General features: G+C 62.3%; 21 protein-coding genes. 15 read left to right on the forward strand and 6 right to left on the reverse strand.

The window, feature by feature from the left end:
* Window positions 1-105: 105 nt before the first annotated feature.
* The gene (locus BKY26_RS08805; RefSeq protein ID WP_071690027.1) at window positions 106-609 is read left to right on the forward strand and encodes a flavin reductase family protein; all 504 of its coding nucleotides are present in this window, start codon (window positions 106-108) and stop codon (window positions 607-609) included.
* A 6-nt stretch (window positions 610-615) separates the two neighbouring features.
* Here the strand turns inward: BKY26_RS08805 and BKY26_RS08810 are convergent, their stop codons facing one another.
* Window positions 616-1,779: a M20 aminoacylase family protein gene (locus tag BKY26_RS08810; protein ID WP_071690028.1), complete on the reverse strand. Its 1,164-nt coding sequence runs from the start codon at window positions 1,777-1,779 to the stop codon at window positions 616-618.
* A gap of 67 nt (window positions 1,780-1,846) precedes the next feature.
* Between BKY26_RS08810 and mazG the strand changes: the two genes are divergently transcribed.
* Entirely contained in the window at window positions 1,847-2,656 is an 810-nt protein-coding gene (mazG, locus tag BKY26_RS08815) for a nucleoside triphosphate pyrophosphohydrolase (RefSeq protein WP_071690029.1), read from the forward strand.
* A 257-nt stretch (window positions 2,657-2,913) separates the two neighbouring features.
* On the opposite strand, the gene BKY26_RS08820 is transcribed toward mazG, so the two are convergent.
* Together BKY26_RS08820 and BKY26_RS08825 are read right to left on the reverse strand one after the other, a co-directional pair.
* Window positions 2,914-3,360 (reverse strand): YaiI/YqxD family protein, encoded by a 447-nt coding sequence (locus BKY26_RS08820; RefSeq protein ID WP_071690030.1) that lies wholly within the window; start codon window positions 3,358-3,360, stop codon window positions 2,914-2,916.
* On the reverse strand, window positions 3,357-4,115 hold the full coding sequence (locus BKY26_RS08825) for an HpcH/HpaI aldolase family protein (protein WP_071690031.1): 759 nt from the start codon (window positions 4,113-4,115) through the stop codon (window positions 3,357-3,359). The genes BKY26_RS08820 and BKY26_RS08825 overlap by 4 nt, the downstream gene beginning before the upstream one ends.
* Window positions 4,116-4,319: 204 nt before the next feature.
* Here BKY26_RS08825 and BKY26_RS08830 point away from each other — a divergent pair, with 204 nt between their 5' ends.
* From BKY26_RS08830 to BKY26_RS08870, 9 genes are all read left to right on the forward strand, one after another.
* Window positions 4,320-5,504, forward strand: a complete 1,185-nt coding sequence (locus BKY26_RS08830) for an ABC transporter substrate-binding protein (protein WP_071690032.1) — start codon at window positions 4,320-4,322, stop codon at window positions 5,502-5,504.
* 84 nt (window positions 5,505-5,588) lie between these two features.
* The gene (locus tag BKY26_RS08835; RefSeq protein ID WP_071690033.1) at window positions 5,589-6,371 is read left to right on the forward strand and encodes an ABC transporter ATP-binding protein; all 783 of its coding nucleotides are present in this window, start codon (window positions 5,589-5,591) and stop codon (window positions 6,369-6,371) included.
* Window positions 6,368-7,198: an ABC transporter ATP-binding protein gene (locus BKY26_RS08840; RefSeq protein ID WP_083431377.1), complete on the forward strand. Its 831-nt coding sequence runs from the start codon at window positions 6,368-6,370 to the stop codon at window positions 7,196-7,198. Before BKY26_RS08835 ends, BKY26_RS08840 begins: the two co-directional genes overlap by 4 nt.
* A gap of 2 nt (window positions 7,199-7,200) precedes the next feature.
* Complete coding sequence (locus BKY26_RS08845) at window positions 7,201-7,602, forward strand: hypothetical protein (protein ID WP_071690034.1); 402 nt, start codon at window positions 7,201-7,203, stop codon at window positions 7,600-7,602.
* A complete protein-coding gene (locus BKY26_RS08850; RefSeq protein WP_071690035.1) occupies window positions 7,599-7,982 on the forward strand; it encodes a hypothetical protein in 384 nt (127 codons plus the stop codon). Before BKY26_RS08845 ends, BKY26_RS08850 begins: the two co-directional genes overlap by 4 nt.
* Window positions 7,983-8,414: a hypothetical protein gene (locus BKY26_RS08855; RefSeq protein WP_071690036.1), complete on the forward strand. Its 432-nt coding sequence runs from the start codon at window positions 7,983-7,985 to the stop codon at window positions 8,412-8,414.
* A complete protein-coding gene (locus BKY26_RS08860; protein ID WP_131541815.1) occupies window positions 8,411-8,776 on the forward strand; it encodes a hypothetical protein in 366 nt (121 codons plus the stop codon). Before BKY26_RS08855 ends, BKY26_RS08860 begins: the two co-directional genes overlap by 4 nt.
* 1 nt (window position 8,777) lies before the next feature.
* Complete coding sequence (locus BKY26_RS08865) at window positions 8,778-9,788, forward strand: branched-chain amino acid ABC transporter permease (RefSeq protein ID WP_071690038.1); 1,011 nt, start codon at window positions 8,778-8,780, stop codon at window positions 9,786-9,788.
* Window positions 9,785-11,092 carry a branched-chain amino acid ABC transporter permease gene (locus BKY26_RS08870; protein ID WP_071690039.1) on the forward strand — a complete coding sequence of 436 codons (1,308 nt, stop codon included), beginning with the start codon at window positions 9,785-9,787 and terminating at the stop codon, window positions 11,090-11,092. The genes BKY26_RS08865 and BKY26_RS08870 overlap by 4 nt, the downstream gene beginning before the upstream one ends.
* Before the next feature lie 69 nt (window positions 11,093-11,161).
* Here the strand turns inward: BKY26_RS08870 and BKY26_RS08875 are convergent, their stop codons facing one another.
* From BKY26_RS08875 to dusA, 3 genes are all read right to left on the reverse strand, one after another.
* Window positions 11,162-11,944, reverse strand: coding sequence for a phytanoyl-CoA dioxygenase family protein (locus BKY26_RS08875; RefSeq protein WP_131541816.1), 783 nt, complete (start codon window positions 11,942-11,944; stop codon window positions 11,162-11,164).
* Window positions 11,941-12,765 carry a sulfite exporter TauE/SafE family protein gene (locus BKY26_RS08880; protein ID WP_071690040.1) on the reverse strand — a complete coding sequence of 275 codons (825 nt, stop codon included), beginning with the start codon at window positions 12,763-12,765 and terminating at the stop codon, window positions 11,941-11,943. Before BKY26_RS08880 ends, BKY26_RS08875 begins: the two co-directional genes overlap by 4 nt.
* Window positions 12,766-12,826: 61 nt before the next feature.
* A complete protein-coding gene (dusA, locus tag BKY26_RS08885; protein WP_071690041.1) occupies window positions 12,827-13,825 on the reverse strand; it encodes a tRNA dihydrouridine(20/20a) synthase DusA in 999 nt (332 codons plus the stop codon).
* Between the two features lie 597 nt (window positions 13,826-14,422).
* On the opposite strand from dusA, the gene BKY26_RS08890 reads away from it, so the two are divergent.
* The 4 genes from BKY26_RS08890 to BKY26_RS08905 are packed head-to-tail and all read left to right on the forward strand — an operon-like array spanning window position 14,423 to window position 22,226.
* The gene (locus tag BKY26_RS08890) at window positions 14,423-16,798 is read left to right on the forward strand and encodes a hypothetical protein (RefSeq protein ID WP_131541817.1); all 2,376 of its coding nucleotides are present in this window, start codon (window positions 14,423-14,425) and stop codon (window positions 16,796-16,798) included.
* 28 nt (window positions 16,799-16,826) lie between these two features.
* Window positions 16,827-17,789: a hypothetical protein gene (locus BKY26_RS08895; RefSeq protein WP_131541818.1), complete on the forward strand. Its 963-nt coding sequence runs from the start codon at window positions 16,827-16,829 to the stop codon at window positions 17,787-17,789.
* Entirely contained in the window at window positions 17,786-18,661 is an 876-nt protein-coding gene (locus BKY26_RS08900) for a prenyltransferase/squalene oxidase repeat-containing protein (RefSeq protein WP_071690044.1), read from the forward strand. Before BKY26_RS08895 ends, BKY26_RS08900 begins: the two co-directional genes overlap by 4 nt.
* Window positions 18,633-22,226, forward strand: a complete 3,594-nt coding sequence (locus tag BKY26_RS08905) for a PLL family lectin (protein ID WP_071690045.1) — start codon at window positions 18,633-18,635, stop codon at window positions 22,224-22,226. Before BKY26_RS08900 ends, BKY26_RS08905 begins: the two co-directional genes overlap by 29 nt.
* Window positions 22,227-22,334 lie beyond the last annotated feature (108 nt).

The raw sequence follows: 22,334 nt of genomic DNA on the forward strand, positions 1-22,334 counted from the left end.
TCCAGCCCCATGCAAATCCTCTCCGGCGGAAAAAGGCAATGCCACCTTGCATCCCGTCTGCCTGCGCTACATCAAGGGATCAGTCCCGCCGACAGGAGCCCAGACATGCCCGACAGCCCGCTTCGACAGCAGTTTCTCGAAGGCATGAGCCGCGCCGCCGCCTCGGTCAGCGTGGTTACCACCGACGGGCCTGCGGGTCGTCACGGGATCACTGTCAGCGCCATGACCTCGGTCAGCGCCGATGGCGAGGCCCCCACCATGCTGGTCTGCCTGAATGCGGCGTCATCCGCGCTGCCGCCGCTGCTGGCGAACGGCTGCTTCTGCATCAATGTGCTTCGGATCGACCAGCAGGCGATTTCCGATACGTTCTCGGGCCGGCTGCCCGCACCCGATGGCGACCGCTTCAACGCCGCGCCCTTCACCCCCGGCCCCACAGGTGCGCCGATGATGGACAGCGCCCTTGTCAGCTTCGATTGCGAACTGGTTTCGGCCGACAAGATCGGCACCCACCATATCTGCATCGGCGCCGTGCGAGAGGTGCGCGTCGCCCCCGATGGCTCACCCCTTCTCTATGGAATGCGCAGCTATCTGAGGGCTGAAAAGCACTGAGACCTGTTAGCCGAGCGGCTGCGCTTGTTCCACCAGCCTTGCGAAGAAACTCGCGCCATAAGGCGCAGCCTCATCGTTGAAATTGAACCGCGGATGATGCAGCCCCGCTGCCTCCCCCTGGCCGAGGAACAGGTAAGCACCGGGCCGCTCCTCCAGCATGTAGCTGAAATCCTCTGCCCCCATCTCGCGCCACTGGGCCCCGTCCACGGCGTCCTTTCCCGCGATCTCCTCAGCCACGCCTACGGCAAATTCAGTCTTCGCCGGATCGTTCACCGTCGCCGGATAACTGCGCTTGTAGTCGAGCACCGCCTCCACCCCGAAGCTTGCCCCCTGCCCGGCCACGATCTCGCCCATGCGCGCCTCGACCATATCGCGCACATCGGGGTCGAAGCTGCGCACCGTGCCGCCCAGATAAGCGGTGTCAGGGATGATGTTTTCCGCCGTGCCGGTGTGGATCATGGTGACCGACACCACCAGATCCTGCAGCGCGTAATGGTTGCGCGCGACGATGCTTTGCAGCGCCTGCGCGATATGCACCGCCGCGATCACGGGATCGACGCATTCATGCGGATAGGCCCCGTGCCCGCCCTTGCCCTTGATATGCACGTCGAAACTGTCGACGGCGGCCATTATCGGCCCCGGCGTCGTCTGAAAATGGCCCACGGGCAGCGCCGGCGTGGTGTGGATCGCGTAGACCTCATTGATGCCGAACCGGTCCATAATGCCCTCGCGGCACATGATGCCCGCCCCGCCGCCATCCTCCTCGGCAGGCTGGAAGATCAGCGCCACGCGCCCCCGGAAGTTCCTGGTCTCGCTTAGATATTTCGCGGCCCCCAGCAACATCGTGGTATGCCCGTCATGGCCGCAGGCATGCATCACGCCCTTGTTTTCAGAGGCATAATCGAGCCCCGTCTCCTCCTCGATCGGCAGCGCGTCCATGTCGGCGCGCAGCCCGATGGTCGGCCCCTCTCCCTGCCCCTCGATGATCGCCACGACCCCCGATTCGGCGATGCCGGTGTGAATCTCGGTGATCCCGAAGTCCCTCAGCCGCTCGACCACGAAGGCGGCGGTCTCATGGCAGGCGAAGCCAAGCTCGGGGTGGGCATGCAGGTGGCGGCGCCAGCCGGTCATCTCGTCGGCGAATCCGGCGATGCGGTTGAGGACGGGCATGGGTGGACTCTCCGGGGCTCATGGGTGTTAGTCGGGGGCACCCTGACCGAAAACCGGAGGCCCGGCAATGGATGACGCGCTGATCAACGACCCCAAGGGCGGCATGCCCCGCCTGCTGGAAATCATGCGCCGGTTGCGCGACCCCGATAGCGGCTGTCCCTGGGATATCGAGCAGGATTTCGCCAGCATCGCGCCCTACACGATCGAGGAGGCCTATGAGGTCGCCGACGCCATCGAGCGCGAGGCCTGGGACGAGTTGAAAGGCGAGTTGGGCGACCTGTTGTTCCAATCGGTCTTTCACGCGCAAATGGCGGAAGAGAAAGGGTTATTTTCATTTCAGGAGGTGGCCGACACGATGTCGGACAAGATGGTTGCCCGCCATCCGCATGTGTTTGGCGACCAGTCGCGGGAGAAATCGGCGGAACAGCAGACGCAGGATTGGGAAACGATCAAGGCCGCCGAACGGGCAGCCAAGGCGCGGGGCGGTGTGCTGGATGACGTGGCCATCGGGCTGCCCGCGCTGATGCGCGCCGAGAAGCTGCAAAAACGCGCCGCGCGGGTCGGGTTCGACTGGCCGCATATCGCGCATGTGGTTGACAAGATTGCAGAAGAAGCCCGCGAACTGGCAGAAGCGCGGGAGGCGTTGCCGCAGGAAAAGATCGCCGAGGAGATGGGCGATCTTCTGTTCGTCATGGCCAATCTGGCGCGGCATCTGAAGGTCGATCCCGAAACCGCCCTGCGCAATGCGAATGCGAAATTCGTGCGCCGCTTTCACTTCATCGAACGGGAGCTGGAGGCGCGGGGGAAACGCCCCCACGAAAGTGATCTGGAGGAGATGGACGGGCTGTGGGACGCGGCGAAGGCGGCGGGGCTTTGACCCCGATTTCGGCCCGTCGCCATGCGTGCACCCCCCGTACACCCCCTGTACACCCCCCGTGCATACGAAACGGCGATTTCGCCGCCTGACGGCGTCGACCCGGGAGCGGCCCTCCTCAACCTCCCGCTTGCGCGGGAGGCCTCGTCGGCCCGCGTTGCCACGGACCTGTGGGAAGGGGAATTTGCAGATAGGACGACTGTCCGTGTGGCGGGGACAGGATGCCTCCGGCGGAGGTATTTTTGCCAAGATGAAAGAGGTCAGGCTTTGAGCCGTCTCAGCGTGGTTTCCATCGCGTCGAGGAAGCGGCTGCGGTCGGTCTTCGAGAAGGGTTTCTGACCGCCGATCCCCTGGCCCTCCAGCCCGGCGCGCAGGTCGGCCATGATGGCGCGTGTGGCGATCTGGCTGCCGATGCTGTCCATGGTGAAGGCGCGGCCCTTTGGGTCCATCACCTCGGCCCCGGCTTTCAGGCAGCGTTCGGCCAGCAGGATATCGGCGGTGATCACCAGGTGGCCGGGGCCAGCCGTTTCAGCAATCGCATCATCGGCGGCATCGAACCCGTCGGACACGGTGAACTGTTTGATCAGCGGATGGTCCGGCAGGCGCAGGCCCTGATTGGCGATGAATACGATCACCTCGCCATGGCGCAGCGCCACGCGAATGGCCTCCTGCTTGACCGGGCAGGCATCGGCATCGACGAGAATCATTCCGCGGCCAGCGCGCGGAGCGCATCGGCGAGCAGTGTCGCCTCGCTGCCCATTCCGAGGAAATTGATACCTTGCGCCACCGCCGTCGCACGCGCCTCGGATGTGCCGAGGATGATGCCTGCGGCCTTGCCCGCGGCACGGATGCGCGGGATGGCGTCGGCAATGGCGGCCTGCACATCTGGATGGCCGGGATCGTCGCGATGCCCCATATCGGCGGCGAGATCGGCGGGGCCGATGAAGACGCCGTCAACGCCCTCCACACCCGCGATCTGGGTAAGATCAGCCAGCGCGGCGCGGCTTTCGGCCTGCACCAGAATGCAGATTTCGTCATTGGCATTGGTGGTGTAATCGGCAATCGCGTTGAAGCCGCTGGCACGGGCCACGAGGGCCCCCTGCCCGCGCACGCCCTGAGGCGGGTAGCGGCAGGCGCGGACCACGGCGGCGGCCTCCTCGGCGCTGTCGATCATGGGCACCAGCAGCGTCTGCACCCCCAGATCGAGCGCTTGTTTGATCACCCAGTCCTCGGCCACCGGCACCCGGACGACGGCCTGCGCGGGCGTCGCCGCCAGCGACATGAGCTGCGCGCGGATCGCGGTCGGGTCCCATGGACCATGCTCTCCGTCTATGAGGCACCAGTCGAAACCGCTATTGCCCGCAAGTTCCGCCACCAGCGGTGACCCGAAGTTCAGCCAGATTCCCTTGCAAAGCCGCCCGGCGGCGAGATCCGATTTCAACCTGTTCCTGGGGGCGGGCATGGGCATGGTCCTTGGTCTGAAAGGCTGTATGCGGCGAACCTGTAGGAAAAACACCCGATATGAAAGCCGGTTTCAGACCCATTGCCTTTTCTGACAGAAAATATCGGTTGGCAGGCTGAAAGGGTCCATTTCGGCCCTTTTCAATTTGCGGAACCCGTCATAACCTGCCCTCACAAGAATAATTTGTCCAATAGGGAGACAATCATGAAGAAGCTTCTGCTGGCCTCTGCGGCCACCGCAGTTCTTGCTGGTGCGGCCGCTGCCGACGAAATCAGCATCGGCGTCATTCTGGGCTTCACCGGCCCCATCGAATCGCTGACCCCCAACATGGCGGCCGGCGCGGAACTGGCGATGGCCGAAGTGAACGCCGCGGGCGGTATCATGGATGGCAGCACCTTCGTGTCGGTGCGCGCGGATTCCACCTGTATCGACTCCGCCGCCGCGCAGGCCGCTGCCGAACGTCTGATCACCGCCGATGGCGTGTCGGGCATCGTCGGCGCGGACTGTTCCGGTGTGACCACCTCGATCCTGTCGAACGTGGCCCTGGCCAATGGCATGGTGATGATCTCGCCCTCGGCCACCTCCCCGGCACTGTCTGCCGTGGAAGATAACGGGCTGTTCTTCCGCACCGCCCCCTCTGATGCGCGTCAGGGTGTGGTGATGGCCGAAGTGCTGATGGATCGCGGCATCGACGAGGTTGCCGTGACCTATACCAACAACGACTACGGCCTGGGCCTGGCGGACAGCTTTGCCGCTGCCTTTGCCGAAGCCGGTGGCACCGTGACGCTGGTGGCCGCCCATGAAGATGGCCGCGCGGACTATGCCGCTGAAGTCGGCGCACTGGCATCTGCCGGTGGCGCTGCGCTGGTCGTGGCGGGTTATGTGGACCAAGGTGGGTCCGGCATCATTCAGGCGGCGCTCGATTCCGGTGCGTTCGACACCTTCGTGTTCCCCGACGGGATGGTCAGCCAGGCGCTGGTCGACAATTTCGGGTCCGACATCGACGGGTCCTTCGGCCAGCATCCGGGCACCGATTCCGATGGTGCGGCGATCTTCCAGGGCATGGCCTCGGAAGCGGGCTTTGACGGCACCTCGCCCTTCGCGGCGGAATCCTATGACGCAGCCGCGCTGATGATGATGGCGATGGCGGCGGCGGGCTCTTCTGCGCCGGGCGATTATGCCGGTCACATCATGGACATCGCCAACGCCCCCGGTGAAGTCATCCAGCCGGGTGAACTGGGCCGCGCGCTGGAAATCATCGCCGCTGGCGGTGACGTGGACTATGAAGGTGCCACCGCAGTGGAGCTGATCGGACCCGGTGAATCGGCAGGCAACTACCGTGAAATCGAGATCCAGGGCGGTGAGATCGTCACCGCGCAGTATCGCTGATCCGATCGCGATTGCATGACACAGGACAGCCCGGTCATCGCCGGGCTGTTCGTTTAAGACATTGGGGAAAGTGAGCCTTCACGCATGATCACCGTTCATGACCTGCACAAGCATTTCGGCGGCTTTCACGCCGTGGACGGGGCCAGTCTGTCCATCGCGCCGGGCTCCATCACCGGGCTGATCGGCCCCAACGGTGCGGGCAAGACCACGCTGTTTAACGTGATCGCGGGGGTACTGGAGCCCACATCGGGCCGGGTGGAAATGGATGGTGAGGATATCACCGGCCTCGCCCCGCATGAGCTGTTTCACAAGGGGCTCCTGCGCACCTTCCAGATCGCGCATGAATTCAGCTCGATGACCTGCCGGGAAAACCTGATGATGGTGCCGGGCGGGCAGTCGGGCGAAAGCCTGTGGAACACGTGGTTCGGGCGCAAAAGGATCGCGGATGAGGAACGCGCGCTGCGAGCCAAGGCCGACGAAGTGCTTGAATTCCTGACGATTTCCCATATCGCCGACCTGAAAGCGGGCGAGGTGTCCGGCGGGCAGAAAAAGCTGCTGGAACTTGGCCGCACGATGATGGTCGATGCCAAGATCGTCTTTCTGGACGAGGTCGGCGCGGGCGTGAACCGGACGCTGCTTTATACCATCGCCGACGCCATCAAACGGCTGAACGAGGAACGCGGCTATACCTTCGTCGTCATCGAGCACGACATGGATTTCATCGGCAAGATCTGCAACCCGGTCATCTGCATGGCCGAGGGCAAGGTTCTGGCGGAAGGCACGCTGGATGAGATCAAGGCCAATGAGCAGGTGATCGAGGCTTACTTGGGCACCGGCCTGAAGAACAAGGACAAGGTAGAGGCATGAGCGGCAACCCCTATCAGGACGATCGCGGCAACAAGGACCGCTCGATTGGCAACCCGGACGGGATCGGCACGCTGACCCCGGCAGAGGGGCTTGGCTCGAAAACCAGCCCGGCGGCGGGACAGCCCTTCCTCATTGGCGAGAACATGACCGGCGGCTATGGCAAGGGCGCGGACATCCTACACGACTGCACGATTGCCGTGGAAAAGGGTGAGATTGCCGTCATTGTCGGCCCAAACGGGGCGGGCAAATCGACCGGGATGAAGGCCGTCTTCGGCATGCTGAACCTGCGTCAGGGCCGGGTGGTGCTGGATGGCGAGGATATCACCAAGCTGACGCCACAGGCGCGCGTGGCCAAGGGGATGGGGTTTGTCCCCCAGACCTCGAACATCTTCACCTCGATGACGGTCGAGGAAAACCTTGAAATGGGCGCCTTCATCCGCACCGACGATTTCCGGGGCACGATGGAGCAGGTCTATGACCTCTTCCCGATCCTGAAGGAAAAACGCCTGCAACCGGCGGGCGAGCTTTCCGGCGGTCAGCGTCAGCAGGTGGCCGTGGGCCGGGCGCTGATGACGAAGCCCAAGCTTCTGATGCTGGATGAACCGACTGCGGGCGTTTCGCCTATCGTGATGGACGAACTTTTCGACCGCATTATCGAGGTCGCGCGCACCGGGATTTCCATTCTGATGGTGGAACAGAACGCCCGGCAAGCGCTTGAAATTGCAGATAAAGGCTATGTGCTCGTTCAGGGCCGAAACGCCTATACTGATACCGGCAAGGCACTTTTGGCCGACCCGGAGGTTCGCAAGTCTTTCCTAGGAGGTTGATTATGAAACACATTCTGACAACGGCCACTCTGGCCACTCTTCTCGCGACCCCCGCGCTGGCGCAGGACCGCACCTTTCAATGCACGATGAACGAGGCCTGCCGGCAAAATGGCGGCGGCTGCGTGGCGGAGGACATCCCCTACAACTTCACCCTCAACGCCACCACCGGCGTGGGCGAGATGGAGCAGCGCGAAGGCAATTTCTTCGACGGCACCGTCTATGAAAGCGATGGCGCCATGCATTTCTTCTTTTCCAATTCGGCCGGTGTCGAACTGGGCACCATCACCGATGCGGGCCGGATCATCTACACCGGCAACATGGCGCTTGGCGATAACCTGATCCACTACCGGCTGAACGGCACCTGCACCGAGACCACCGGCAGCGCGGGTGGCGACGGCAAGTGACACGGGTCCGGGGGATCATCGGGGGGCTGGCGCTGGCAACGGCGCTGCCCGTCGCGGCAGCGGCGCAGACGGGCAGTTATTACTGCCTGTTCAGCACGCGCTGTGACACCGAGGATTGCACCCCCGACACCTTCACGGTCGAGATTGGCATGGCCGATCATGGCAACGGGCTGTGGCTGATCTATGAAGGGCGGCACCGTGCGGTCGACGATGCCACGCCCTCTGACACGCCGATGGCGATGTTCATCTCGCCCGGCTATGAGGACAACCTGACGCTGACGATCTTTCCCACCGGCGAGGCGCTGCATGTCTACCAGGACTATCAGCCCGGCCAAGGCCCGCGTCAGCAGACCGCCTACGGACAATGTGAGGTTCAATAGATGATGATCCGCCGTGGCCTTGCAGCCGCCCTGCCTTTCCTGATCCCCCTGCCCGCCATGGCGCAGCATGTCGCCATCGAGCGTGTCTGCAACATGGCGGTGATCTGCATCGAGTCGAACCCGTGCCAGGACTGGGGGCAGGAGATTCATATCACCGAGCAGGAAGATGGCAGTTGGCGGGTTCTGTGGGAAGAGGACCTGCCCTCGGATTACGAGCTGGCCGCCGATATTCTTGCGCCGGAAGGATCGCTGGAACCCACCCGCCTGCGCAGTCTGATCTTCGCCAATCACGAAACGCAGGCGGTGCAGATGGTCAGCATCGCCGATAGCGGCCATGTGGTCGTGACCCTGCACCAGCCGCAGGCGCGGCCCCGCTCGGTCACCGGCTTTGGCCTTTGCGAAGACGTGGACCGTGCGGAGGCGGCTGAGTGAGGCACCTGCCGCTCATATCCCTGTGCCTTCTGGCGGCCCCTGCCATGGCCGAAACCGGCTATAGCTGCACGTTCACCGTGGCCTGCGAGGCTGCGGGGGACTGCGTGCCAGCCGAGATAGAGATCGAGATCGGGATGGGCGAAGAGGGCGCGATGGCCTTTCTGGAGGCCGATGCCGACGCCCTGCCCGCCCTGAGCCTGTCGGACGCGGACAGCTCTCCGTTTTCAATCGCCACCGCCGTGCCCGGCGCGGAAAGCGACCTGATCACCATCCATGCCGATGGCACTGCCCTGCGCAGCCGTCACCCGGCCAACCCCGGCAGCCCCGCCATCACCTATTTCGGCATCTGCGAGGAGACATGACTTGGACTTCCTGAACGCCATTGTCGTCCTGGCCAATTTCGTCATCGTACCAGCCACCGCCTATGGCGCGCAGCTGGCGCTTGGCGCGCTTGGCGTGACGCTTATTTATGGGATCCTTCGGTTCTCGAACTTCGCCCATGGCGATACGATGGCCTTCGGGGCCATGGTGACGATCCTTGTGACCTGGGCCTTGCAGGGCGCGGGCGTCTCGCTCGGGCCGCTGCCCACGGCGCTGCTGGCGCTGCCCATTGGCATCGCGGCCACGTCCCTGCTGCTGATTGGCACCGACAAGGTGGTCTACAAGTTCTATCGCCAGCAGAAAGCCAAGCCGGTGATCTACGTGATCGCCTCGCTCGGGGTCATGTTCATCATGAACGGGCTGGTGCGCTTCATCATCGGGGTGGATGACCAGCGGTTTGCCGATGGCGAACGCTTCATCATCTCCGCCCGCAATTTCCGCACCCTGACGGGTCTTGATGAGGGTCTGGCCATCCGCACCAGCCAGGGGATCACGGTCGTGGTGGCGCTGATCTGCGTGATCCTGCTGTTCTGGTTCCTCAACAAGACCCGTACCGGCAAATCCATGCGCGCCTTTTCCGACAATGAGGATCTGGCGCTGCTGTCGGGCATCAACCCCGAAAAGGTGGTGCTGGTGACCTGGATCATCGTCGCCGCTCTGGCGACCACGGCCGGGGTGCTTTACGGGCTCGACAAGAGCTTCAAGCCCTTTACCTATTTCCAGCTGCTGCTGCCGATCTTTGCGTCTGCCATCGTCGGCGGGCTTGGCAACCCGCTTGGTGCCATCGCGGGCGGCTTCGTGATCGCGTTTTCGGAAATCACCGTGACCTATGCCTTCCGCCGCGTGGTCAACCATCTGGTGCCGGAAGGCTGGGAGCCGGAGGGGCTGCTGCAGCTTCTGTCCACCGACTATAAATTCGCTGTCAGCTTCGCGATCCTGCTGATCGTGCTGCTGTTCAAGCCCACGGGCCTCTTCAAGGGGAAATCGGTATGACGCAGATCAACACCAAGAATATCCTGCTGTTCGGTCTGGTGGCGCTGCTGTTCATCCTGACCGGGTTCATGCAGTCGTGGAACACCACGCTGACGATCCTCAACATGGGGCTGATTTCGGCCATCATGGCGCTTGGGGTGAATATGCAATGGGGCTACGCCGGGCTGTTCAACGTCGGTATCCTGGGCTTCACCGCGCTTGGCGGGCTGGCCGCCGTGCTGGTGTCGATGCCCCCGGTGCCCGAGGCCTGGGCGGCGGGCGGGCCGCGCATCCTGCTGGCACTGGCCGCCGGAGCCGCGTCGATCTTTGCCGCCGTGATGATCTACAAGAAGATGCCAGCGGGGCTGTTGCGCGTGGTGGTGATGCTGGCGGTGCTGATCGCGGGCTTCATGCTCTACCGCGCCATTTTCGACCCGGCGCGTGACGCCATCGAGGCGGTCGATCCGGCCCTGACCGGCTATCTGGGCGGACTTGGCCTGCCGGTGATCCTTGCCTGGCCCGTGGGCGGGCTGTTCGCGGCGGGGGCGGCCTGGATCGTCGGCAAGACCGCGCTTGGTCTGCGGTCTGATTACCTGGCGATTGCGACGCTCGGGATTGCCGAGATCATCCTCGCGGTGCTGAAAAACGAGGACTGGCTGGCGCGTGGCGTCAAGAATGTGACCGGCCTGCCCCGGCCCGTGCCATACGAGGTCGAATTGCAGGCCGCCGAGTGGTTCCTGTCGCTGACGGAACGCTTCGGGGCCGACCCGGTGACCGCGTCTTCCGTGGTGGTGAAGCTCTGCTATGCGGGGCTCTTTGCCGCCGTGCTGCTGCTGCTCATCTGGATGTCTGAAATGGCGCTGAAATCGCCCTGGGGCCGGATGATGCGCGCGATCCGTGACAATGAAGTGTCGTCCGAGGCCATGGGCAAGGACGTGACCAAGCGGCATCTGCAGATCTTCATCATCGGCTCTGCCGTCTGCGGCATTGCGGGCGCGATGATGACCACGCTGGATGGCCAGCTGGTGCCCGGCACCTATAACCCGCTGCGCTTCACCTTCCTGATCTGGGTGATGGTGATCGTGGGCGGATCGGGGAACAACTGGGGTGCGGTTCTGGGCGGCTTCCTGATCTGGTGGCTGTGGATCATGGTGGAACCCATTGGCCTATGGCTGATGCAGACGGTCACCATGGGCATGGCGGAAGATAGCGGGCTGCGTCAGCACCTGATCGACTCCGCCGCGCATATGCGGTTGCTGACCATGGGGCTGTTCCTGCTGCTGATGCTGCGCTTCAATCCGCGGGGGCTGATCCCCGAACGCTGATGCCGGGCGGTGGAAGGGCCTTCGAAGGCCCTTTCAAGGCGCTTCGAAGCGCCTTCCCCGCGCCGGTGGTCAGGGCAGGTGCAGCCAATCGGGCATACCACCCGGCAGATGCGGACGGAAATAGACGATGGCGCGGCCCTCTGCCGGGGCCTCCGCCCCCTCGTGCCACGGGGCGACCCCGTGAAGGACCAGCCGGTGCAGCAAGGTTGCCTCGCCCGGTTTCGCGGGCAGTTCGACACGCGGGCAGGTCTCGAACACCTCACGCCGCGCGGCGTGATAGGCGTCGGTCAGGTCCAAATCGGACCACTCCTCCTTAGGGTGCTGCGCGAATACCGCTTCCAATCGGGTGCGCATTACCTCGTGGCTGCCCTTCCAGACCACCAGCGGCGCGGCCCCTGCCCCGCAATCGGTCACGGGCAGGCCGAGAATCCAGGCATGCGGTTCCTTCAGCATCCGACGACGGTCCGGCCCCACCGGAAGCAGCCCATCCAGATGCGCCGCAGCGCGGGTTCTGCGGTAGCGGTGATTGGCGTCGCTCTCGTTTTCGTCCTGCCGAGGATAGCCGGGATAGGTGACCGAGACCTGGCCCGGATCAAGCGGCAACGCGCCGGTCACCGCCTCTGCCGCACGGAGCGCCGCGCCGCGTAGCGGCACACCATCGGCCACCCGCCCTTCCCCATCATTGTCCAGCACATTCACACCGGCAAACCACGTGCCACCATGGCGCAGCCAGTCAGCCCGATGCCCTGGGTCGCGTGCCGCCGCCAGCGCGGCAGGGCCAGCGCTTTGAAGCCAATGCAAAACCTCCGGGTCCGGCCCGAAGACCTGATACCCGTCGGACAGCCAGCTCAAAACCCTAGCGCCTTTCGCAGCATGTTCACCGCCATGATCATGATGAACACCGCAAAGACCCGCTTCAGCGGCTTGGGGTCCATCGCGTGGGCCAGCTTCACACCCCAGGGCGTGGTGATCATCGTCATCGCCACGATCACGACGAAGGCAATCAGGTTGACCTGACCGACCGTGTAGGGCGGGCGCCCTTCGGTGCCGCCTCCGATGAACAGAAAGCCCAGAACCGAGGGCACCGCGATAATCACGCCAAAGCCTGCCGCCGTTGCCACCGCCCGGTGAATCGGCCGTCCGTAGAGCGTCATCAGCGGCACCCCGAAGCTGCCGCCGCCGATCCCCATCAGGACCGACAGGAAGCCAAGCGCAGGCGAAACCACCGCCCGCGCCGCGCCGCCCGGCATCTCGTCGCCAAGCCGCCAATCGGGCTTGCCAAACGCCAGGTAGAGCCCGACGCACAGCCCCAGCACCCCGAAAATGCCCATCAGCACTTCGTTCCTGAGACCGGACGCCGCCGCAACCCCAAGCGCCGCGCCGATGGCGATGCCCGGACCCCAGGCTTTCAGGATCTCCCAATCGACCGCGCCTTTGCGGTTATGGGCCATGACCGAGCGCACAGAGGTCACGACGATGGTCGCCAGCGAGGTCGCAAGACAGATCTGCATGAGCTCTGGCGTGGTGTAGCCGAGCGAGGAGAAGGCAAAGAAGAAGGCCGGGACCAGAACGATGCCGCCGCCCACGCCCAACAGCCCCGCCACGATGCCCGCAAAGCCGCCGATCAGCAGGATCAGCCCCAAAAGCGGCAGGTATTGGGTGAACTCGGCCATGGCGTGTCCTTTCGCGATTTGGCGCGACTTAAGCAGAGCGGGCGGGGAATGGAAAGCGGGCTCAGGCGGCGAATTGGCTGACGGCGTCCAGCGCGGCCTGAACAACCTCCGGCCCCGCCCCGTCGCGATGCGCCTGTTCCGACAGGATGCGTTTCCAGTGCCGCGCACCGGGACGGCCTGCAAAGAGCCCCAGCATATGCCGGGTGATCTGGTTGAGCCGCCCGCCCGCCGCCAGATGCGCCTCGATATAGGGCAGCATCTCCTCTGCCACCTGATGGGCGGTTTTGGGCGGGGTCGTGGCGCCGAAAATCCGCTGGTCGGCCTCCAGCAGCACGTCGGCAGGGGTGTGATAGGCGGCGCGGCCGATCATGACCCCATCCATGCCCGTGGCCAGATGCTCTTCGGCCTCGTCCAGCGTGGTGATGCCGCCATTGATAGACAGGTGCAGATGCGGAAAATCCGCCTTCATCCGGTGCACCAGCGGATAGTCGAGCGGCGGGATATCGCGGTTTTCCTTGGGGCTGAGCCCCTGCAACCAGGCCTTTCGCGCGTGGATCGTGAAGCGGTTGACCCCGGCGTCGGACACGATGCGCAGGAAGTCCGGCAGCACCTGCTCCGGCACCTGTTCATCCACCCCGATCCGGCATTTCACCGTGACCTCCACCGGGCTGGCCGCGATCATCGCCGCCACGCAATCGGCCACCAGCCTGGGCTGTTCCATGAGAATCGCCCCGAAACTGCCGGACTGCACCCGATCCGAGGGACAGCCGACATTGAGGTTGACCTCGTCATAGCCGTAATCGCCTGCGATCCGCGTAGCGTCTGCCAGTTGCGCGGGATCGGAGCCGCCAAGCTGAAGCGCAACGGGATGTTCCGGCGTGCTGAACCCCAGCAACCGGTCCCGGTCCCCGTGGATAACCGCAGGGGCCGTGACCATCTCGGTATAGAGCAACGCATGAGACGACATCAGCCGGTGGACATACCGGCAATGGCGATCCGTCCAATCCATCATCGGGGCAACGGACAGGCGTGCGGCCTTGGTAGCTGCGTTCGGGGGCATTCGGCGATCTCCTCGGAGCCATCCCGCTTCGGAACGGCCTTACTGTGCGGACCATACGCACACGGCATGCGCTGCGCCACCCTGCCCCGGCGAAGTCAGGCAATCGGCAAGTGTTTGGTCAGACAGCCTTCCGGATCAAGGCCCGGTTCGGTCGCCTTCCATCGCCGGATAATGCTTATCCGACATTCATTTCGAAAGATCGACACTTGTTCAGCATTCAGCGAATGACCCGGAGGCCTTCGCACAAAAATTGGCTTAAACAAGCATTCTTGGTGACACAAGAAGTTGCGGGTCCAAGATGAATTTTTCCATAATAGAACCCTATATCTCCATGCAAAAATCACCCACCCCCTTAAAAAATCAAACATCAAAACAGTCAGTAATGACAATCAAATACCGGCGAAAATGACCGCAACTGTTGGCGCTATCTATTAATAATTGATTCTTCCCTAATTACCAAATCAGCCCACATTCATCAAGAAGTATATATGAAAGGTCAGGCAACATATCTGTTGCAATATTTCGACCCCACTGGACTATGTAATACAAATGAAAACGCCATATGATTCCAAATTCAGTCTTTTGAAAGGCACGATCATGTTCGATATCACTACTGCGCGCGAAGTTGTGTATGGGGATGGGCAAGTCACCTACGCTTACCAGGACCATGATGATCCGGACACTTGGTATCTCGTGCCATCACCTCGAATTCGGACCATGGGCGGAGATCCGGTTTTCTCCGTCATCGAATATACCGAAAACGGTGGTGGCGTTTCTGGTGCCTGCACCTTCGAGGCGGATCTTGTGCAGCCGGAGACGGCAAAGGCAGCGCTGGAGGCGGAGCTTGGAAAAACCGTCACCTGGGGCGGGTTCACCTGGGTTGGCGGGAATGCCTATTTTCACTTTCTGCGGGACGGCGCGCCGGAGATTCTGGTTGCGGAACCTTCGCTTTATGGAACCAACGTGGTGTCTTTTCAGGTCGAACTGGACACGGCGGAGCAGTTGAACGAGTTCAAGACCGCGCTCTCTCAGGGTGGTGGCAATTCCCCGTTCAGCATCGAATATGACATGCAGGTCCTGACCAAGCTGCTCGGGGCGAAGGCGACTGTTTCCTATAATTCGCAGGCGGCAATCACCTACGAGGAAAGGTATCGCACGGAGAAAGACACCTGGGGTCGGCAAAAGCGGGTTCTGGAAGAGGTCAAGCAGGTGCTACAACAATCGGGCGCCGGCGATGTGCGTGTCGAGATCGGCGCAGGCGGCACCCCCGAACTGGAACAGCGCGTCCGGGATTGGGCGTGGACCACGCTGGAAGATCAGGTCGCCAGCACCGTTGCCGCAGCCGCAACCATGGCGACAGCGCCGGGGAACAACCCGGTGTCGGCGACGACCTCGTTTACCAAAAGCTATACAGAGGACACCGTCGTCGACTGGTCGACACCCGTGTCCAGCGCGGTGCCGGTCTTCACCTCGGAAACGTGGGAAAACAAGGTTCTGCAAAAGGTCGACAATCGCAAATTGTCGGTCATCTTCTCGCTGGTCGGCCAATTAACGTCATCGGAAACCGGGTTGGCGATTGCGGAACGGGTGACTGTCACGGTCGATTACCCGACCCGACAGACCGACAATACGTTTGAACTCATTCCCGCCGATGGTGACAAGTCGACATTAATCTATGAGGCGCCGGGCGAATTCACGCCAACCGGAGAGTTCGTGCCGGACTTCAAGTTCAGCTTCGTGATCCGTTATTCCGATGGCACGGAATACACCTCGGCGAAGATCAGCACCAGAGATACGGTGGTGAATATTGCCCCGAGCGACTTTGGAACCCGGCAGGTTACCTTTGTAGGTCAGGGCGTGCCGTTCGGCGATGATCAGAAAGATGTGGATCGTGTCGTCATCGACCTCTTCTTTACGCCCCCCTTCGGTAAGACCGCCATTGTGCAAACAAAAGATCTGACCGCGAATGGCGATGCCGAGGGCGATCCGGTTCAATTCAACAGCTACTACAAACAGCCAATCGGCGGTACGTATCACTACACGCTTCGCTATATGATGAATGACGGGTCGGTCATCAGTTCGGGCACGCCGATCACAATCAGTTCGGCACCGGAAAACACCAATTCCGGAAATGCCGATATTGTCTATGTGATCGACCCGGCCAATTTCACCACCCAGTTCAACCTTCGCGTTTTCAACGTGAGCAACGCCCCGAGCGTTCTACTGGCCGACATTTCCGCCCAGTATTTCGATCAGGAAAACAGCCCTGGCCGCGCGCTGTTCCATAATGCCTGGCCCAACTGGGAACCGGGCACGTCGCCTGCGATTGTCTCTGCCGATCCCTGGACATTCGCGGCGGTGGACAATACCAATTCGGCGTATTTCAAGCTGGCCGGAAATATCTATTTCAGCGATGGCACGGAGGTTAATCTCGGCACCAGTTACCAGCAGCCAAGCGGCAATCGCACCTTCCTCATCCGCACCGACAGTCAGCCCTATGGCGTTCGGATCATCACCAGCGAAATCGACTGGGATCAGGTGGCCGGTGTCAATCTGACCTTCTTCCGTCTGGAAGGGACCGGAGCGGACAAACTGGCCGGCAAGCCGCCCGCCTTTTTCGCGATGCCACGGGTAAGCATGACCACGGAACAACTGGCCATTGCAGAAGGCTCTCAGGCCGATCTCTATGCCTACTCCCTGATGAAAGCGACCGATGGTCAGCCGGTGGACAATCTCGACCGTTTCTATGCGCTCAAGCGCCCCCATGATCAGCCCAATGTGGAGTTCTACTACACCGCCGAATACATCATGGCCGCAGATTCCGAACGCCGCTGGCTCAAGGATCAACATGTCGAGGGTGTGCTGACCGTAACCTTGCCCGATGTGCCCCCGGCAGGCAGCAACGAACCGGGCTTCGTGCGCCACACCGTCGACGCCGATACGCTGAAGGCCCTCGAAAAAGAGGATGGCTGAGAAGGGCCTGACAGGGGCGGTTCCGGCCATGTCCACTCTCGCACCAGAAACGGTCCACAGACCGGATTGCGATCACCGCGCCGCAATCCGGCAACTGGCCAGCGCAGCGCAGGCGCTGATCGGTCCACGGTCGCAGGTCGGCGCAGCCGCGCAAAGCCGGCTTACCCCGTCGGGACAGCCGGCCGAGCTGGCCTTTCTGTGGCCCGATGCGGACTACAGGATTTCGCTCGATCCGTGTCCGGGTGCGTCGCCAGAGACGCGCTTGGCCCTTTGCGCGCGCGTCGTGGCCCCTGCCCTGTCTTCGGCGCAACTGGCCACTTTGGCGAAGATATCCGAATGGCAGCAGACCTATGGAGCGCGCTTTGGCGCGTGGTTGGGTCTTCGCCTGCGCCGGGGGGGCTTGGCGCATAAGCTCTATCTCGACATCCCCGAGCACGCCCCATGGGCCGCATGGGAAGCAAAGCTTGCGGGAACGGCGCAGATCAGGTCGTCGCGAGGGGCGGTTGCGACCATGGTCGGTCTGGACCCGTTGACCGGCGGGACAGAAGTCTATTTCAGCGCGGGCAGGCTCCATCCTGCCGACCTCCCCGCACTGGCGCGCCGCATTGGCATCAACCTGTCTGACGCGGTTGTGCCAGCGCTTGTTCAGGATCTGACCCGACGCAGTGTGCGCTTTGCGCTGCCGTCCTTTGACATGGGTTTCAGCAATGCCTTTGCTGACGACGGCGCTGGCACGGCCTTCACCTGGTATTCGACAACGGTCGGTTTGCTTGGCCCCGACGACAGGGTACGCGCGGCGCTGTTATCCGCCGGTGCCACGCGCGGATGGGACATGTCCGTCTACCGCGATCTGACATCGGGCCAGCCGCCCCGCCATGTGTTGATCGGCGCTGCACAGGCGGGCCAGCAACCGCCCGCAATCACCGCGACGATCGCCACCACGCCAGAGGCTTTGCTGCTTTGGTCGGTTGATGCGGGAGGCCGCGAATGAAGGTCTCGCAGCTGATGGACCAGCTTGTTTCGATGCAAACCCCTTCGGGGGCCTTCCCCTCGACCGTGGACACGCGCGACGGGCAGCAGGTGGATGAAACCTGTTTTGTCACGGCAAGCGTCGTCCTGCTTTTGACGGAAATGTGCCAACTGAGCGACGCAAGCCCTTGCCTTGTGCGGGCCATCGAACGGGGCGTGGCCTTTATCGAGCGCTGTGCCGACCCCGATCTTGCGGGAGCGTTCCGTTTCTACCCGCGGGATGCCGAAACCTACCGGGTTCGGAAAGACCTGCCGCCCGATGCCGACGATACGGCATTGGCATGGATGGCTTTGATCCGCTCCGGTGCCAGACCGCAATCGCATGCCGCTGCGGTTCTTGCTTCGCTGTTCGACGGGGTCCGGGTCAGGGCGCGGGCAAGGGGCGATGCGCCGTGGGTTCGCGCCGGGGTCTATCGGACCTGGCTTGATACGTCCCTTGCGATCAACCCGGCAGATATCTGCGTCAACGCCAACATCCTTGCCTGCCGCGCGATGGCGGGGCTGCCTGCTGACCCGGAGCTTTCCGAAACGCTGTCATCCGCACTGCAGCGGTGGCAGGTCTCGCCAGCAAGCGTGCGGGGGCTTGCACCCTACTACGCGCATCCCGATGAGATCGGCTTTGCCATGGCCCGGGCCGAGCGGGCCGGTGCAATCGGCGGGTCATCCTGGTCGCCACCGCCGCAAGCCCAATCCGAAGACCAACCCCTTTATTGCAACAGCCATGGCCGCCCGCTCTGGAGAGCACCGGCCCTGCACCGCGCGCGTCACTTGCAGCGTGCCCTCATTCAATCCAAGGAGATAGCCAATGCCCAGGATGCCGCAATCTGTTCTTGAGGCCGCTGCCACCGATGACACGCCGGTCGCCCGCGCAAGCACCAAGTATATGGAAATGTTCCAGCCGACACGCCCGGCGCTTGGCGGCACGGATATCAAGACCTTTCCGAATGCCGCTGGTTCGTTGGATCTCTACACGGTCGGGACCGACAACCAGATCTACCGCCTGCGCCAGGGCGAAGGCAGCCTTGCCCCCTACGAGCAGAAGAATTTGGCCATCACCGGGCGTCAGATCTTTGCCTATACCAATGACGGCGTTTCATCGAATACGCCCAACCTGATGACCCTCGGTGCCAATGGGCAGCTGCATCTTGCAACCTTCCGATCCCAGACCGATACCTATTTCCAGAGAGAGACCAAGCCAGCCGACGCGACCGAAACAATTCGGCAGTTCACCGGGGCCAGAGGCTTGACGGGAAATATCTATTTCAATGTCATCCTCGAAGACAACAGCACCCGTCCCGGCATTCTGGCAAACAACTTTTACCTGCCGGGCGAAGACAGTTGGGCCGGGCCTGTCTGGGTGGCGCATGAGGATGCGAACGGGGATCCTGTCCGTGCAAAATCGGTCGTCAGCACCGCGAACAACCCTATCCAGTCGGCCCTGTTTGCCATCGGCGAGGATGATGACCCGCTCTACGCGAAAAGCAGCGACCGGACGGCCAAGCTTGTCTCGCTCGGAACCTACAAGGTTTCGCATTTGTCGGTGGTCACTGATGCGTCGGGTCAGAACAATTCCGACCGGCTGAACGTCTTCGCCATCGAGCGTGACACAGGCAGATTGCTGTTCAAGAAAGAAAAGAAGTACCAGACCGGATCGACAACCCAATGGGACGATTGGATTGTTGTCGATCCCGGCCAGGACGTGCGTCTGACCAGCATCTTTGCCGCGCAGCAATATGACAACCTGCTTCAGGTATTCGGGATCGGTGATGATGGCCGCCTGTACTGGACCGGCCAACTGCCTGGTGAAGGCCGCAGCGCCACAGCTGAATGGCAACCGATCCTGGCGCTCGGAAACGAGATTCCGTCTAATCCGGCGGATTCCGCCTCGATCTTCGCCGTTGGCCGCGACAGCAACCGTTATAGCGAGGCCTTCACGGTATCGGCCGCAGGCAATGTCACGCGGTTCTGGCAGTCACCCACGACGCAACAATGGTTCCAGCAGCATATCGAGCTGGAACGCACCGATGATGACATGACCCAGGTCCCGACCCATTCGCTGGAACTGACCGTGCTGGACGGATCGGGCCTGCCCCTGCCAAACGCACAGATCGGGATCAAGGCATCGTCGCTTGTGACGCTGTTCGTGAACGGTCTGTCCTACCGGGCCAGCCAGGCGGATTGGGTCAGCATAAAGGCCGGTCCCGATGGCAAGGTGATCATTCAGCAGCAGGCCAACGCGCTTGCGGCGGCGACGCTGTATATCGAGACCCCGCAGACAACGCCGGGCTCTCCGATCGTGGTGCAGCCAAACCTGCAACTTCAGGAAAAATTGACCGGGCTGACCGTCGACGAAATCAAGGATGCGAAGGATGCGGAGGGTAATTTCCTGCTGCCCGCAGAATACCGCACGGATGAATATGCCGCCAATCTTCAGGCCATAACCCGGGCCTCGATGAGTATTGCCGATGCGGATGAAAACGGCAGCGGCAAGGTCAATTACCATTTTGCATCCCTCCGGGCAGCGGGCCGGGGCTTCCGTCCGGCGCTGAACCTTGCCGCGATGGAGGGACAGACATGGGCAATCGACTTCACCAGCGGATTCCCGACCTACGAGGTTATGACAGCCGACAGCCTTGCCGAATGGAAATCCGGCCGGCGGGCAGACATGGCCGCTGCCGGGCTTGGTGACGGGTGGCTCAAATCTGCCTGGGGCACGTTCTGGAACGGCATCAAGGAAGGGGCGGAATGGATCGTCGAAGGCATCAAGAAGATCGTCGTGGAGGTGGTCGACGGCATCGGACGGGTCCTGTTCCACATCGGTGAGAAGGTGTTCGAAGCGGTGATCGAGTTCGCCCAACAGGCGTTCGATTTCGTGCAGGGCATATGGAACTGGCTGAAGGTCAAGCTCGATGAGCTCTACCAATGGCTCGCCTTCCTGTTCAACCTTCCCGATATCGTGCGCACGGCAGAGGCCATTCGCCATTCCATCGACGTGACACTGGCCTTTACCGTCGACGGGGTGGAGTCCGTCAAACAGACCATTCTGGCGGGCATCGACACGATGAAGGACAGTCTGAAGGACACGATCGACAGTTTCGTTGACGACCTCAATGAAAAGGGAGATCCCAGCTATCGAACGGCGGCGGACGAGAATGAACTGAGCGACGAAGACAGCCACCAGATGGAGCACAACCCCTTCATCAACACCTATACCGAAAACTATGAAAACGCGCAGGAGCAAGGCCAGAGTGTTGTCAGCATGGCCTCGTCCACGGCATTGTCCAGCTCGCTCGACAGCCTGGTCGAAATGCTGTCGAACCTTGCGGACAACTTCCAGTTCGGTGATGGAAAGGAAGCCTTCGACGAGGCGGTGAACTACTTCACCGCAATCGGAGACGACCCGGCCAACGCGATGAACCTGCTGCTCTCGGGTGTGGTGAAGGTGATGGAGAGTGTGGCCCTCTTCGCGCTCGACTTCGCCCGCGGGGTCATTGCGACGCTGATGGACCTGATTGCCGAGGTCATCCAGTCCTTCCGCGACTTCCTGTTCAACGAGTGGGAAATCCCGATCTTCTCGCAGCTTTACAAGTTCTTTACCGGCAAGAAGCTGGGTATTCGGCTGATCGACATCCCGGCCTACATCATCGCGGTGCCGACAACGCTGATCTACAAGCTGGCGACCGGCAAGGCCCCGTTCCCGGATCAAGCCGCGCTGGACGATTACAGGGCCTATTACACGGTCGACTGGCTCAAGGCCCAGTCCGGCATCGGGACACCATCCACCGAGGTCAGGATCGACGCATCGGCCGAGGTCTGGATCAGGGGGATCTCGCTCAGCATCTATTCTGCGGGCATGTACGGACGCATGATTGTCGACCCGATCACCGCCACGGCCAGCGCGCTTAACACGCCCATCAAGCAGCTCAGCTATGCCAGCATCGTCTTGCGCTACATCACCACGGCGGCAACCACGCCATGGCTGCTCAATGTCAATATGGGCCCCCCGACCTGTGGCGCGGGCACCAAGGGGTTTTCCGCCAATATCTGGTTCTCTCAGCTGGTCTTCGGACCAACCCGCGGTCTGTTGATTGCCTATGCCATGCCCGCCAGCGCCGGAAAGGCCAAGGTCTACACGGCAGAGGTCACGGTTTCTGTCTGGGGGGCCGTAAACGCGACAATGGTCATCTGGAACTACGTTGCGACGGATTCCGCGGACAGGAACCCCGAAAACCTGATGCGGTCGCTGTTCAACATCGTTCCGGGCCAGCTTTGCCGCTTCCTTGCCACGCCCGATATGCAAGAGCCGCTCTACGGCATCCCAATTCTGGTCGAGGTGCTTCTTATCGAGGTCGGCTATGGCAGCTCTGTCGCGGTGGCGGTCAACCAGATCGGCACTTAGCGGCCTGTGTTTTCGCTGTGACCGGGGCCGACCTCTGGCCCCGGCGCGGCGGGTACGTGGTCAGAGGCAACCACCGGACAGCAGGGCGTTCGTCGGCGTCCGGGCGAC

This window comes from Nioella sediminis, assembly GCF_001879695.1.
Taxonomy (GTDB): Bacteria; Pseudomonadota; Alphaproteobacteria; order Rhodobacterales; family Rhodobacteraceae; genus Nioella; species Nioella sediminis.